The sequence below is a fragment of the Helicobacter pylori genome (genome assembly GCF_001998165.1).
Taxonomy (GTDB): Bacteria; Campylobacterota; Campylobacteria; order Campylobacterales; family Helicobacteraceae; genus Helicobacter; species Helicobacter pylori_DL.
In genome coordinates this window covers 19,438-32,281 of record NZ_MTWR01000013.1, presented here as the reverse complement: position 1 = coordinate 32,281, position 12,844 = coordinate 19,438, and the positions used below count along the sequence as shown (strand labels likewise).

The 12,844-nt window shown below is 39.1% G+C and carries 10 protein-coding genes and 2 pseudogenes; 10 read left to right on the top strand and 2 right to left on the bottom strand.

From position 1 onward, the window contains the following. Nucleotides 1-303, top strand: a pseudogene (locus tag BZK24_RS02175) (hypothetical protein); the annotation flags it as partial. Here BZK24_RS02175 and BZK24_RS02170 read toward each other — a convergent pair. Together BZK24_RS02170 and BZK24_RS02165 are read right to left on the bottom strand one after the other, a co-directional pair. Further along, nucleotides 214-1,074 (bottom strand): annotated as a pseudogene (locus BZK24_RS02170) (sodium:solute symporter family transporter); the annotation flags it as partial. The pseudogenes BZK24_RS02175 and BZK24_RS02170 sit on opposite strands and share 90 nt — an antisense overlap. A gap of 26 nt (nucleotides 1,075-1,100) precedes the next feature. Next, the gene (locus tag BZK24_RS02165) at nucleotides 1,101-4,658 is read right to left on the bottom strand and encodes a bifunctional proline dehydrogenase/L-glutamate gamma-semialdehyde dehydrogenase (RefSeq protein ID WP_077656428.1); all 3,558 of its coding nucleotides are present in this window, start codon (nucleotides 4,656-4,658) and stop codon (nucleotides 1,101-1,103) included. Between the two features lie 328 nt (nucleotides 4,659-4,986). Between BZK24_RS02165 and BZK24_RS02160 the strand changes: the two genes are divergently transcribed. From BZK24_RS02160 to BZK24_RS02115, 9 genes are all read left to right on the top strand, one after another. After that, the gene (locus BZK24_RS02160; RefSeq protein ID WP_000848997.1) at nucleotides 4,987-5,196 is read left to right on the top strand and encodes a hypothetical protein; all 210 of its coding nucleotides are present in this window, start codon (nucleotides 4,987-4,989) and stop codon (nucleotides 5,194-5,196) included. Nucleotides 5,197-5,496: 300 nt separating this feature from the next. After that, nucleotides 5,497-6,411, top strand: a complete 915-nt coding sequence (locus tag BZK24_RS02150; protein ID WP_000467210.1) for a coiled-coil domain-containing protein — start codon at nucleotides 5,497-5,499, stop codon at nucleotides 6,409-6,411. Continuing rightward, nucleotides 6,412-7,107: a coiled-coil domain-containing protein gene (locus BZK24_RS02145; protein WP_077656427.1), complete on the top strand. Its 696-nt coding sequence runs from the start codon at nucleotides 6,412-6,414 to the stop codon at nucleotides 7,105-7,107. It begins immediately after the preceding gene. Continuing rightward, the gene (locus BZK24_RS02140; protein WP_077656426.1) at nucleotides 7,097-7,447 is read left to right on the top strand and encodes a hypothetical protein; all 351 of its coding nucleotides are present in this window, start codon (nucleotides 7,097-7,099) and stop codon (nucleotides 7,445-7,447) included. The genes BZK24_RS02145 and BZK24_RS02140 overlap by 11 nt, the downstream gene beginning before the upstream one ends. Nucleotides 7,448-7,463: 16 nt before the next feature. Continuing rightward, nucleotides 7,464-9,890 (top strand): hypothetical protein, encoded by a 2,427-nt coding sequence (locus BZK24_RS02135; protein ID WP_077656425.1) that lies wholly within the window; start codon nucleotides 7,464-7,466, stop codon nucleotides 9,888-9,890. Further along, nucleotides 9,887-10,456, top strand: coding sequence for a hypothetical protein (locus tag BZK24_RS02130; RefSeq protein ID WP_077656424.1), 570 nt, complete (start codon nucleotides 9,887-9,889; stop codon nucleotides 10,454-10,456). The genes BZK24_RS02135 and BZK24_RS02130 overlap by 4 nt, the downstream gene beginning before the upstream one ends. A gap of 15 nt (nucleotides 10,457-10,471) precedes the next feature. After that, nucleotides 10,472-10,732, top strand: a complete 261-nt coding sequence (locus tag BZK24_RS02125; RefSeq protein ID WP_000092101.1) for a hypothetical protein — start codon at nucleotides 10,472-10,474, stop codon at nucleotides 10,730-10,732. Nucleotides 10,733-10,742: 10 nt separating this feature from the next. Further along, nucleotides 10,743-12,455, top strand: a complete 1,713-nt coding sequence (locus BZK24_RS02120) for an HNH endonuclease (RefSeq protein ID WP_077656423.1) — start codon at nucleotides 10,743-10,745, stop codon at nucleotides 12,453-12,455. After that, nucleotides 12,425-12,844 carry an SMI1/KNR4 family protein gene (locus BZK24_RS02115; RefSeq protein WP_077656422.1) on the top strand — a complete coding sequence of 140 codons (420 nt, stop codon included), beginning with the start codon at nucleotides 12,425-12,427 and terminating at the stop codon, nucleotides 12,842-12,844. The genes BZK24_RS02120 and BZK24_RS02115 overlap by 31 nt, the downstream gene beginning before the upstream one ends.

Here is a 12,844-nt window from a genome sequence, read left to right as displayed (position 1 = left end):
TATAAAAACTTGCTTGAAAAAAGCCCCATTCTTAAAGAAATGAGCGCTTTACAAGAAGTGAATTTGTTGTATGGAGAAAATTCTAAAGATGCAATCAAAAAAGCGCATCAAAGTTTATCCACTATCCCTCTAAGTTCTTCACTCTATGCTATAATCTCTGTTTTAAAACATTATGGCGTGTTAGAAGATATTCAGCAAAACCCTTCCAAACCAACCAATCAAAGAAATAACCATCCAAGAAATCCCAATAGTGGTCGCTTTAGGCACATCTCTAATGGAGCGGATAGACATGAAACGCACTAAAATATGGGGTTGCCCAAAATAGCCTAAGCCCCAAGCAAGGCTTGAAATAATAGCGACTACGCTAGAGCCTTGCAAGAAAGAAAGGTTTTCAGGCTTGATCTCTCTAATGATTTTAATCCCCTCTCCAATCCCACCAAGATGGATTGTCATAATGATCGGCACCACGATTAAAGCGCTCATCATCAAAAGCCCTTGAATCAAATCCGTCCAGCACACCGCCTTATACCCCCCTAAAAAGGTGTAAGAAACAATGATTAGCGTGCCAATACTTAAAGCGTAGTTGTATTGAATGCCAAAGGTCGCTTCAAAGAGTTTGGCCCCACTCACTAGCCCTGAAGAGATGTAAAAAATAAAAAAGATTAAAATCACAAAAGCCGAAATCAAGCGCAAGATGTGTTTATCATCGCTAAAGCGCGTTTCAAAATAATCTGAAATGGTGATGGAATTAGCGATCACGCTCGTATAAATGCGTAAGCGTTTGGCCACAAAAACCCAGTTAATGAGCGCTCCTAAACTCAATCCTATAGCGATGTGTGAATTGATAAGCCCCCCCACATATAAAGCTCCCGGTAAGCCCATTAAAAGCCACCCGCTCATGTCACTCGCTCCTGCGCTCAAAGCGCTAATCACAGGCCCCATAGAGCGATCGCCTAAGAAATAATCTTCAGTCGTTTCATTTTGTTTATAAAAATAAAAACCAATATAGAGCATTAACAGCGAATAAACGACAAACATCGTAACAATAGGGGTGCTTAAAACAACATGTCCCATTTTGATCTCCTTATTTAATACAATATTTATTTTTCAGCACAGCATGATTTGTGGCAAGGGGGTTGCCTTAAAACCCTTGAGCCTAAATTCCCGTAACGATGATACGAAATGCTAACCGATCGCTCTAAGTGGTAATACAGCAATTCAAAACGCCCGTTCAAGCAGGGTTTAGTCGTGGCTAAAACCATCCCTAAAGCACTCGCTTGCTCGTGCAATAAATCCAAATCGCTTTTTAAATAACGGACACGATTGAAAGCATGCAATTTTTCGCTAAATTTTTGCAAGCTTTCATAAACAATAGGGGCGTTTGCTTGGAGCGCTTTTAAGCATTCTAAGAAAAAGGTTAAATCTTTGTTCGCTCGTTCGTTTTCTGCGCTGAGCGTTAAAGGGATTTGAGAGATTAAACATGCTAAAGCCACGCCTAACATATCGCTCAAGGTGTCCTTTTCGGTGATGCGATAGCCCACGCTTTTAACCTTAGTGTAGGAAAAAAGGTTGTCTTCGCCTCTGATTTTGACATAGTCTTTAGCTTGGCTAAATTCATGTTTATAATGATAAGCGTAGCTCTTTGCCATAAAAATCGCGCGCTTCAACTCATGCGTATGCTCATCATAGCCTTTTTGAGTTAAGTTTTCTAAGGCTTCGCTTAAGGGGTTTTTTAAGGCGTGTTCATCTTCTTCTTCTTGATGGATATTCACAAATTGCGTGATATAGTTGAAAATGCCTACTTTTCTCCCAAACCCCACAGCGGATTTTTTAACCCCCCCAAAAGGCTGGCGCAAAACGATCGCTCCTGTGGTGGGCTTGTTGATATAGATATTACCAGCTTCAATGCGTTCTAAATAATATTCCCACTCCCTTTCGTCCAAAGACTCTAACGCACTAGTCAGCCCGTAACCGGTAGAATTGACTATCTCTATCGCTTCGTCTAAATCTTGCGCTTTCATCACGGATAAAATGGGCGTAAAAAGCTCAGTTTGGTGCGTGAAATCGCCTTTTTTAGTGCCGTATTTGATGCTTGGCTTCATCAAATAGGGGTTATTATCAACGAAGCTTGCCGGGATTTCGTAATTTTCATAGCTTTTCAATTCATCTATGGCTTTGATGACTTTTTCATTAGGCTTGTCCGCTAGAGCACCAATTTTGTTTTTGAAATCAAAAGGATCGCCCACGCTAAGGCTTAGAGTGGCGTCTATCAAAGTCTTTTTGAAATTCTCATCTTCATAGACTTCTTTTTCTAACACTAAAAGCGAAGTGGCGGAGCATTTTTGCCCTGAATTGCTAAAAGCTGAATGGATAACGTTCTTAATCGCCTGATCCCTGTCTGCCATTTTGCTCACAATGGTGGCGTTTTTACCGCCCGTTTCAGCGCTCAAGGCTAAAGTGGGGTTAGCTTCTAGCATCTTATAAGCGGTGTCTTCGCCCCCTGTTAAAATGGCAAATTGGATGCTTTCATCTTTCAAAAGATGTTCGCTAATATCACTCCCTTTAGAGGGCAAGTAAATGAGCGCATCTCTTGGCACGCCTGCATCCCAAAAGCACTCACAAAGCTTATAACCCGTTACGCTAGACAAGCTTGAGGGCTTGTAAATCACCCGATTGCCAGCGGCTAGGGGGGCAGCGATAGTGCCTACAGAAATGCCCACAGGGAAATTCCATGGGGCGATGACCACGCCCACGCCTTTGGGGGTGAATTGCGTTTTTTCATTTTGCTCTTGTAACACCCTTAGGCTGTAAGGGTAAAACTCCAAAAAGTCAATGGCTTCGCTCACTTCAGCGTCCGTTTCAGCGAAAGTCTTACCCACTTCTAAAGCGGAAATCCCTACTAAATCGCCTCTTCTTTCTCTAAAAAGCTGGGCGGTTTGACTCAATAAAGCATGGATTTCTGTGAAGCTTTTTTGACTGAAACGGCTCTTATCGCTCTTAGCCACTTCTAGGGCTTTTAAAATCGCTTCCTTATCCGCTAAATGCACGCTGGCGATTTTTTTATGATGGATTTTATCAAAGACTTCTAAAGGGGTTAAATTAGGATCTTCAAACCTCCCATCTATTTCTGGGTAAAGCTCTAAAATAGGGGCGTTATGCATTTTCTCGCGCACTTTTTTAGCCCATTCTCGGTTGGCTTTTAAGATAAAATCGGTATCGCTTTCGTTTTTAAAGGAGTGGTTTGGGTAGGTGGTATGGCCGGTTTGCTTGGCGTTTCTGTCTTGAGTCCTGTGGGTGGCGTTGTCTAAAGTGGCGATCCCTTTAAGGCTGTTTAAAAAGCGTTGCTCTTGGTCTTTCCATTCGCTCGTGCCTACTTTGAGGTTGAAGAAAGCTTTCATGAAATTATCGCTTGAGGTGTTTTCATCTAGCCTCCTCACCAAGTAAGCGATCGCATTGTTGAAATGCGCTTCATCGCACACCGGCGCATAAAGAATGAGTTTGTGCATCTCTTTTAATTCCTGGCTCGCTTGCAAGCTCATGCCCTCTAGCATTTCAAAGCTGAAATGCTCCAACACAACAGGGTCATTAAGGGCATGGATGCGCGTATAGACATAAGCGATTTCAAAAATATTATGGCTCGCTGCGCCGATATGAATGTATTTATAATTGTCGCCCTCTAAAACAAAATCCAGCATTTTGTTGTAATTAGAATCGGTGTCTTGCTTATTGGAAAATGTGGGTAACGCCCAATCTTTCACGGAAGCGATAGTCTCTTCGCTCTCCATGTTCGCCCCCTTAACAAAGCGGATTTTAATGGGTTTCAACCCTTTTAAAACCCTTTCTTTAGAAAAAGCGTGCAGTTTTTTCAAATATTCATAAGAATCAGGGATATAAGCTTGTAGCACAATACCGGCGTTCAAATCAAATTTGGCGATAGACTCCATAAACGATTCCACCGTAAGCTCTAAATCCCTAAATTCCTCCATATCCAAGTTGATGAATTTAGGCATGCCTTGCTTTTTTTCTTCTTCTAAAGCTAAAGCGTAAAGAGCGTCTAATCGTTTGACAATCTCTTTTTTAGAGTATTCAAAATCAAGGATATTGATTTGAGAAAAAATCGTCGTGATTTTAATGGAAATGTATTGGATGTAGTTGGATTTTAGGGCTTGGGAGTATTTTTCAAAACGCGCAGACGCTTCTTCTTCGCCTAAAACTTCCTCGCCAATAAAATTCACGTTCAAAATGATTTTTTCATTCTTCCTTTTTAAAATCCGCTCTTTCAATTGGCTCTCTTCTTGATCCAAAACCATTGCTTTCGTGTCGCTTCTGATTTTATTGACAAAGAAAGGCACGCTCATATTAGGGAGCATTTTCCCAAAGCTTAAAAACCCCATTAAAAGCCATTTTTCAAACGGAGAAAAAATCTCACGACTTTTGTATTTGTCTAAAACATGCTCAATCATTTCAAAGCGGGCTTTATTGTCTAGGCATCTAAAACTCCGATCCATAAGCTCTATGAGCATGACCTTGTTTTCAGGGTTGTTTAAAAGCTTTTGCATTTTAGAGTGGAACGCTTTTTCTTGCTCGCTCAAATGGCTACTGATACTATCTTGCAGTTTTTTAGCTAATTCTAATGAATCGTCAATGATTTTTTGCATGAGCTTACCTTTTATTTAAGAATTTGGCTTGATTGTAGCATGTTTTAAGCGGGTTTTTTAAGCGGTCATTTTTAATAATGCTTTTTAATTTGTGATTGTTTTCATACTAAATGAATTTAATTATTAAAATTGATTTTTTTAAAAGTGGTAATTATTTACCGCTTAAGACAAAAATTAGAGGAATTTTTTATCGTTTAAAAAGTTCATTTACTTTTCGTTTAAAAATAAATTTTATCATTCTCGCCGTGTAATTTAAAAGCTTCAAACCAATGAAACGATTTTAAATTAAACGGATTTATAAGAAATTTTACAAAACAAAGGATATAAAATGAAAACAATTAAAAATGGCATTATGATTGGCACACTCGGCGCATTGTTATTGAGCGGTTGCTCTAGCTTTGATGCTCAGCGTTTCGCTTGTCTCCCTAAAGACCATTCTTCAAAAGACGCTTCCACCAAAAAAGAAGCGCAATACATACCTAAGGGCTTTTTTGACCCTTATTCTTCTAACTTAAACCACTGGGATTCTACATTCTAGGGGTTTATTAGAGGGGGCGAAAAAGGGGGGAAATAAAGCTCATTTTAAGTTTTCTCAAATTACAATAACAATCTTTTTAACACTGATATAATATAAAAGGAGATATTCTTATGAGTGGCACTCATATTGTAGAAAATACGAATATTTCAAGAACGACTGCTTCCACCCCTCCCCAATAATGAAGAGCTTTTAGAACTTGTTAGAGATGTTAGAGATCTCAAAGATCGCATTAAAAAATTAGAAGATCTTAAATTAGAAGACTTTGAACCCCTTAGAAAACCCTCTCATTTTATAGGCAATTTGTTTGGAAAATCCCCTAACGACACCCAAGAAAACCCAAAAGACGCTCAAAAAAAAGAGGAAGCACTTAAAAAACTCCAAGAAGAAAACACCGCACTAAATAGAGATAAAAATGATCTAGCTAGAGAAAAAGATAAGCTAGCTGACCAAAATAAAACACTAACCACAGAAAAAAATGAGCTAACTAACAAAATCACCGGATTATCCACAGACAAAGCCGAATTACAAAAGCAAGTGCAAGCGTTAGAACAATCTCAGCAAGTTTTAGAAAATGAAAAAGCCGATCTGACTAACGAAAACACCAAGCTAAAAAATGAAAAAACAGATCTGGCTGATAAAAATAAAGCACTAACCACAGAAAAAACAGAATTAAATAACAAGATCACCGGGTTAGCCACAGAAAAAGATAATCTAACTAAAGATAAAGAAAACTTAACTAAAGATCTATCAACAGCAAAAACCCAAGCCGAACAAACGAGCCAAAAACTAAAAGAGTTAGAGCAAAGGCACGCTCCATACCAAAAATTAGAAAAACTCTATAAAGTCTTTTTGGAAGTCAAAGATCGCTTGAATTTTAATTTTGTAGCAACAACTCACAGCACAATGGATTTGATCGCATCTGTTCTTAGCGATAGCAAATACTATTTAGAAAGCCTTTATAACAAAGCGAGCCAAGAATTAAGCGATAAGAGGAGCGATAAGGGCGAGAAATTAGCTGAATTGTTTGATTTGCTTTTTGAATACATTAAGGATAGTAAATTTGAGCGTTTGAAAGAGCCAAGCGCTTATGACCATACATGCAAAAAGCTATACCCAGAGCAAAACACTTCTGGAAAGATGCAAAGAGTGGTCTTAAGAGGCTACACATACGACAAAAAAATAGCATGTTACACTATCGTGGATATGGGATCATAAATGGGAACACTCATTGAAAAATGGTTTGGCTTCTCTCCAATCAGAGAAGAACTAGAAGCCCGCATTGGTGAGTTAGAAAATGAAAAAGTTGAGTTATTTGCAGAAAACGAAAAATTAGCTGTAAAAATCAGTGGGTTAGAAAACTCTAACGATCAATTATGGCAAGCTAAAGAAAAACTGACTAAAGAAAAAGCCAAATTATCAAAAGAAAAAGACAATCTAGCTAAAGCAAACGCCGATCTGAAAACCGAAAATGACAAACTCAACCACCAAGTTATCGTGCTCAATAAAGAGCAGGGCAGCCTCAAACAGGAGCGAGCGCAATTGCAAGGAGAGCGTGGGGTTTTAGAAAAATCATGCACTAATTTAGAAAAAGAAAACCAACACCTAACCGACAAACTCAAAAAGTTAGAAAGCGCTCAAAAAAATTTAGAAAACACTAACAACCAATTACGGCAGTCTTTAGAAAACTCTAACGCTCAATTAGTGCAAGCTAAAGAAAAAATAGCCATAGAGAAAACCGAGCTGGAGCGAGAAATCGCACGTTTGAAGAGCTTAGAAAGTATGGAAGCCAAAATCGATCTGGACTTACACAACAGGCGTTTAGCGAGTGCAAACCAGGATTTAAAACGCCAAAACCGAAAATTAGAAGAAGAGAACATAAAACTCAAAGAGGAGGCTGGTAATGTCATTTGACGAAGAAACAGAAAACTTTGTATCACAAAAAGAAGTGCATGCGTTAGAAGACTCTTATCATTTTTTAAAAAATGAAAAAGCCGAACTATTAAAAGATAGAGAAAAACTAACCACACAAAACACCGAGTTAGCTGAAAAAATTAAAGTGCTAGCCATAGAAAGAGATAAGCTTATCGCATCACACCAAGAAAAAGCCGACCTGGACTTACACAACAGGCGTTTAGCGAGTGCAAACCAGGATTTAAAACGCCAAAACCGAAAATCAGAAGAAGAGAACATGGTGCTCAAAGAGAGGGTTGATGGCTTGAAAGAGCAACCCTCAAAACAACAAAAATCATAATTGAAGGAGAAATATCATGGCAAACCCCTTACAGAGTTTAAGACTGCCTCTTGGCCACCCCTTAGTAGAGAAGCTGTGCAAGCTGTCTTTAAACAATAAAGCCGCATTCAATGAAGAAGCTCCGATTAATTTCAAAGAAGAAGTGTCAAAAGAAGATCGAACTAAGTTTGAACAAGCGCTGCGGGTGCTTCATGCGATCGTCAATAATGAGACTTCTTTAAGGTATCTTTCTGATGAAAATCAAAAATTCATAGAGGATTTAGCGCAAGATAAAAAGATCACTAATGAGAAAATAGAAAAAACCTTAGAGATCGTTTCTTATAGCGATGTGGATGTGGATTTTGAAAAATTTAAAGAGTTGATGCTCGAGGTGGATTTTGTAGCGGTAGGCCTTAAGAGCTATAGCCAAAGCCAATTGCTTGATTTGGACGGAGGGCATTGGGATTTAGAGGTGCCTAGCGTGCCTAAAGAAAGCGTAACCTTTAGGCCTGATAATTTACCTAAAAACGAAAAAAACAAAGAAATGAACTTCTATGCACGCTCAAGTTTGAAGGATTTAAACAAGGGCGTTGTCGCTATTGACTTTGGGACTAAAAGCACGACCGCAAGCTATATGGATGAGAACGGAAAATACCGCTTGCTTTCTATTAGCGGGCTAGTAGATGACGCAAGTCCTACAAAGTTTGAAAACCCTACGATCATGGAGTTTAGATATAAAGAAAACTTTCTTAACGCTTATAACGCGCTAAAGCACCGCCCTTTCACAGAAAAGAACGATATAGAAGTGGCGCATGAAGCCCAAAAGAACGCTAAAGGCGTTAAAGGGAATGATTTGTATCGGTTTTTTTCTCAATTGAAGCAATGGGCTGGAGCGGATGAAAAACAGAATTTTAGGGATTGTGAAAAGGATTTTCCTTTAGAAAGCTTCACTAACTGCACGGGTTTTAACCCCATAGAAATCTACGCTTACTACATCGGCCGCTGCATCAACAACATGGAAAATGGCGTGTTTTTGAAATACTTTTTATCCTATCCTATCAAGTATGAAAAGCATCAGGCTGAAAAAATCAGAGAGAGTTTTGAAAAAGGCTTGAAAAAATCCTTACCCCGGCATGTTTTTGACGATGAAAAAACGGCTAAAACTTTCAAAGTGGAATTAAAAGCGAGCGAGCCTTGCGCGTATGCCATTAGCGCTTTAAAAAGCTATGGGTTTTTTAAATCAGAGAAGTTAGACAAGCCGGTTTATTACGGGGTGTTTGATTTTGGGGGCGGGACGACGGATTTTGACTTTGGCAAATGGGAAAAAAGCGCTAACCCCAAATTCCTTTACAAAATGACGCATTTTAGCAGTGGAGGGGATAAATTTTTAGGCGGTGAAAATTTATTGGAATTGTTGGCTTGGGAAGCGTATGGCCAAAATTTTCAAACGCTGAAATCAAAAGACATTGTCATCGCTAAGCCCAACTATGACAGGATTGATACGCAACGCTTTGGATCGTTTATGCAAAACTCCAGGGAAGCGCGCTTGAATTTGCAAGAGATCGCTTCTAAATTACGCCCTTTTTTAGAAAATTTAGACGCTGATATTATAGAAGCGATAGAAGAAAATGAAGAGTTTAGCATAGAGGGTTTTGAAAAGGATTTTAAAACCATGCTGTTGGATAGGAATGGGGTAGAAACAGAATGCGATCTTAAAGTTGATTGCAAAGAGCTTTTAAACCTCTTAAAAGACAAGATCAATGAAAGCGTTGCCAACTTCTTTGCCAGATTTTCTAAAGTGATGGCTGAAAACATTGATGATCAGTGTCGGGCGTTTCATATTTTCTTAGGCGGGAATGCGAGCCGTTCGGTGCTAGTCAAACAAGCGTTTGAAAACGCCAAAGAAAAGCAGCTCAAAGATTACAAGCAAAAGACCTCTAAAGATGATTTCACATTCATCATTTACGAGCCGCTAGGCACAGAAAAATCAGACAAACAGATTTTAGAGCTTACAGGAGAAGACGTTTCTAACACGCCCGCTTATTTGAAGCCCACTTGCAAAACCGGGGTGGCTTTTGGGCTTTTAGAAAGCAGGGACAAGGCTAAAGGGATTGAAAGGCCCTCTATAAGCTCCAATCCTGTGTTTAAATACGATTTAGGCATTGAGATAGAAGGGAAATTCCACGCTAAAATCCATAGGGATTCTTTAAAGCCTAATGAATACCAGATTTTCCAAACTAAAGAGGAATGGGGAGGCTTTGATGAGCTAGAGATACGCTACAGCGATAAACATCTAGCCAACACCAACACTTTGGACATTAAAGATACGCAAATGATTTCCATAGCGCTAGAAGAGGTTGAAGAAGTGGATGTGAAGGTGTGTTGTGTGGATTCCCAAAGCATTAAAGTGGGGCTGTTTAAAGACAACCAACTAATCTATGAAAGCGAGGTAGAAAAATTATGATGACTAAGAACGCTTATGCGTTTGTCGTGATTGAAAAAAGTATTATGGTGTTTAAACGCGCCAAAGACAAGGGGCTAATCCCTATCACGGAAGGCTTTGTGCCTTTAAAAGAGGGTTTTTTGAGAAGTTTTAAAGAGCGTTGTAATGTGGAATTTTTAGACAATTTAGACCTTTTGTTTTTGTATGACTACCAGTTTCCAAGCGAGGTTTTTTCCTTGTGTAAGGATTTGAAAAATTCCATTTGGGACAGGAAGCTTGTGGTAGCGTTAGTGGAAGCTTTGGAGGGTTTTAAGGGCTTGAATTTGTCTCTTAAGATAGAAGACAAGCGTTCTAACAGCTTGGGTAATGGTGCTCAAAAATTGCTCACCAACGCTGATTTAGGGAGCAACCACAAAGCAATCGTGATAGACAGCATGAAAACATACCACCAAAGCCAGCAAGAAAAATACAAAAGAGAAAGAGGCGAAACGCTAGAGATTCGCCCCACAACACCCCCTAGCTATGGGGGTGGGAGCATTAGAATCAGCGGCGATAGAAAGCCTGATTCTAATGAAGAAAATTTTTAAAAGAAAGGACAACCGATGAGCAGAGTGCAAATGGATACCGAAGAGGTCAGGGAATTTGTAGGGCATTTAGAACGCTTTAAAGAGCTACTAAGAGAGGAAGTGAATAGCTTGAGTAATCATTTCCACAATTTAGAATCATGGCAAGACGCTAGGAGGGATAAATTTAGCGAGGTGGTGGATAACTTGAAAGGCACTTTCAATGAATTTGATGAAGCCGCGCAAGAGCAAATCGCATGGCTTAAAGAGAGGATTAGGGTTTTAGAGCAAGATTATTAAGGGGTGGTTTATGGCTGAATGGAAAACAGACACAGAAGAAGTCAAAGAAATCGTTAGAAAATGCAGGGAATTTAAAGAGCGTTTGCAAAAAGAAAGGTGTCTTCAATTTATCACAAATCTTGATAGTTACGCGCTAAAAATCATAGTGGAGCGCAGAAAAATTGAAATGCAATTGCAAAATGCTAGAGAAGAATTAAAAAAAGCCAAAAGCAATGAAGATGACGCTAAAGTTGCTTTAAGAGTCTTGCAAGGTGCTTCTGTCGTCTTGTGGATTTGGCCTCCTGCTAGAATAGCTGCTGCGGCAGCCATTGCAACCGCTGAAATAGTTTTAAGGCGTATGAAAGAATACACAGAAAAATGCAAAAGGAATGTGGGGTTGTTAGAACGAATGCTTGAAATCTACTCTAATCAAGCCAAAGCGAGCGTGGAGCTTGTGGAGGGAGTTTGGGAGAGCGTTAAAAAGATGTTGCACTTTTATACTGATAAGCACCAGGAATTTATCAAGCGTTTGAATTATGCGAGCGTGGCGATAGATAATGAATACAATATTGCACCCACAGAAAGTTTAAAGGAGCGCGATTTTGAAAGCCCTACGATTGTTTATAGCCCTAAAAAAAGCGTTTTTGATGAGCACTTGAAAGATTTGAGGGAAGATTTTAGCTTTTCTTTATACGCTGATTTGAAAGATAAAATCAGTGCTTTTTCTCATAGGGATCGCGCCACAACTTCTAAAGAGCATGGATTGGATTTGATGAGCGTTGATTTTGAGAGCTTGACTTTAGCTAAAAATCGTTGCACTAAAAACATTAAGGAAGCTTTAGAAGGTTTTACAAAAAAGATCAAAGAATCCCCTAACGATTTGAACGCTGTGAATGAAGCCTTTAATCGTTTAAAAACAGAGTTAGAGAGGGCTACAGATGATGAACGCTTGAAGGGTTTGAGGGAAAATTTTAGCACTTCTTTATACGCTGATCTATACGCTGATTTGAAAGACAAGATCCATCATAACGCTTTGTCTAACGATGAATTAGATCGCATGGCAAGCTCTAAAGAGCGAGAATTTGAAAAGAGTTTAGAGGATTTGATGCCAAGCGTTTTAAGCGTGCCTTCTTATAACGAAAGCTTTTCGTTAGCCAAAAAGCATTGCGTTAAAAATTGTAAGAAAGTTTTAGAAGGTTTTACAGAAAAAATCAAAGAAGCCCCTAACGATTCAAACGCTATCAATGAAGCTTTTGATAATTTAGAAACAGAGTTGGAGCGCGCCACAGAAAGTTTGAGCCAAAAAATAGCACCCATCTTAGAACGGAATGAAAATTATACGCAAAAAGCGTTGGAGTATAGGGAGTTTTTAGAAAAAGAAAAAGAGGGCTTTATTGTAGATGAGCAAAACCCTTATCCGGAAGAAGTCCGCTTTAATGAGTTGCGTTTAGCGGAATTTGATAGCGTTTTTAGCGTTATTGTGCCTTTAGAGGATTTAGATAAAACCGCATGCACTCATCATGCCCTAAAGGCTTTAGAAGCTACGCTTAAAGACAACGATTTGGGCTTTGATGCGACAGAGTTGGAACAGATCGCAAAAGGATTCATCCCTAGGGGCTATTTATGGCATTTTGACGCGAATGTTTTAGGGAATGTGGCGTTGGTTAGGGAAGAATTATTATTAGGCGTGAAACACACGAAAGGATATTCACTATGGACAGAATTTCTACAGAAACAGAATTGAATTGGGAATTTGTAGAGCCGCTCAATGAAAATGCGTTGAACAGGTTAGAAGAGCGGTTGAAAATAGGCTTGAGCGATGCGTTTAAGGACTTCATCAAACGATCAAATTATGGTTTTAGCCAATGGCGTTATTTCATGGTGGGCAATGAATCCTACACGTTCAAGCATGTTTTGAACTTCAATTTAGAGAGCTTGTTCATTGATTTCATGCAGATCTTAAAAGAATGGTTAGAGCCTGAAGAAATCGTCTTTGCTAATGACGGGTATGGGGGGTATTATCTTTGGAATACGACTACTGATGTGGTGCTGTTTTTAGACACTGATGATGGCTCAAAAAAAGCGCTATTAAATCTTAATATGTTTTTAAAAAAACTGGAATCAAGGGGTTAA

Bases quoted from the DNA above. Each gene is read 5' to 3' on its own strand.
- BZK24_RS02140 (WP_077656426.1), top strand. From the start codon at position 7,097: ATGTCATTTGACGAAGAAACAGAAAACTTTGTATCACAAAAAGAAGTG.
- BZK24_RS02165 (WP_077656428.1), bottom strand. From the start codon at position 4,658: ATGCAAAAAATCATTGACGATTCATTAGAATTAGCTAAAAAACTGCAA.
- BZK24_RS02115 (WP_077656422.1), top strand. From the start codon at position 12,425: ATGGACAGAATTTCTACAGAAACAGAATTGAATTGGGAATTTGTAGAG.
- BZK24_RS02120 (WP_077656423.1), top strand. From the start codon at position 10,743: ATGGCTGAATGGAAAACAGACACAGAAGAAGTCAAAGAAATCGTTAGA.
- BZK24_RS02125 (WP_000092101.1), top strand. From the start codon at position 10,472: ATGAGCAGAGTGCAAATGGATACCGAAGAGGTCAGGGAATTTGTAGGG.
- BZK24_RS02135 (WP_077656425.1), top strand. From the start codon at position 7,464: ATGGCAAACCCCTTACAGAGTTTAAGACTGCCTCTTGGCCACCCCTTA.
- BZK24_RS02130 (WP_077656424.1), top strand. From the start codon at position 9,887: ATGATGACTAAGAACGCTTATGCGTTTGTCGTGATTGAAAAAAGTATT.
- BZK24_RS02145 (WP_077656427.1), top strand. From the start codon at position 6,412: ATGGGAACACTCATTGAAAAATGGTTTGGCTTCTCTCCAATCAGAGAA.
- BZK24_RS02160 (WP_000848997.1), top strand. From the start codon at position 4,987: ATGAAAACAATTAAAAATGGCATTATGATTGGCACACTCGGCGCATTG.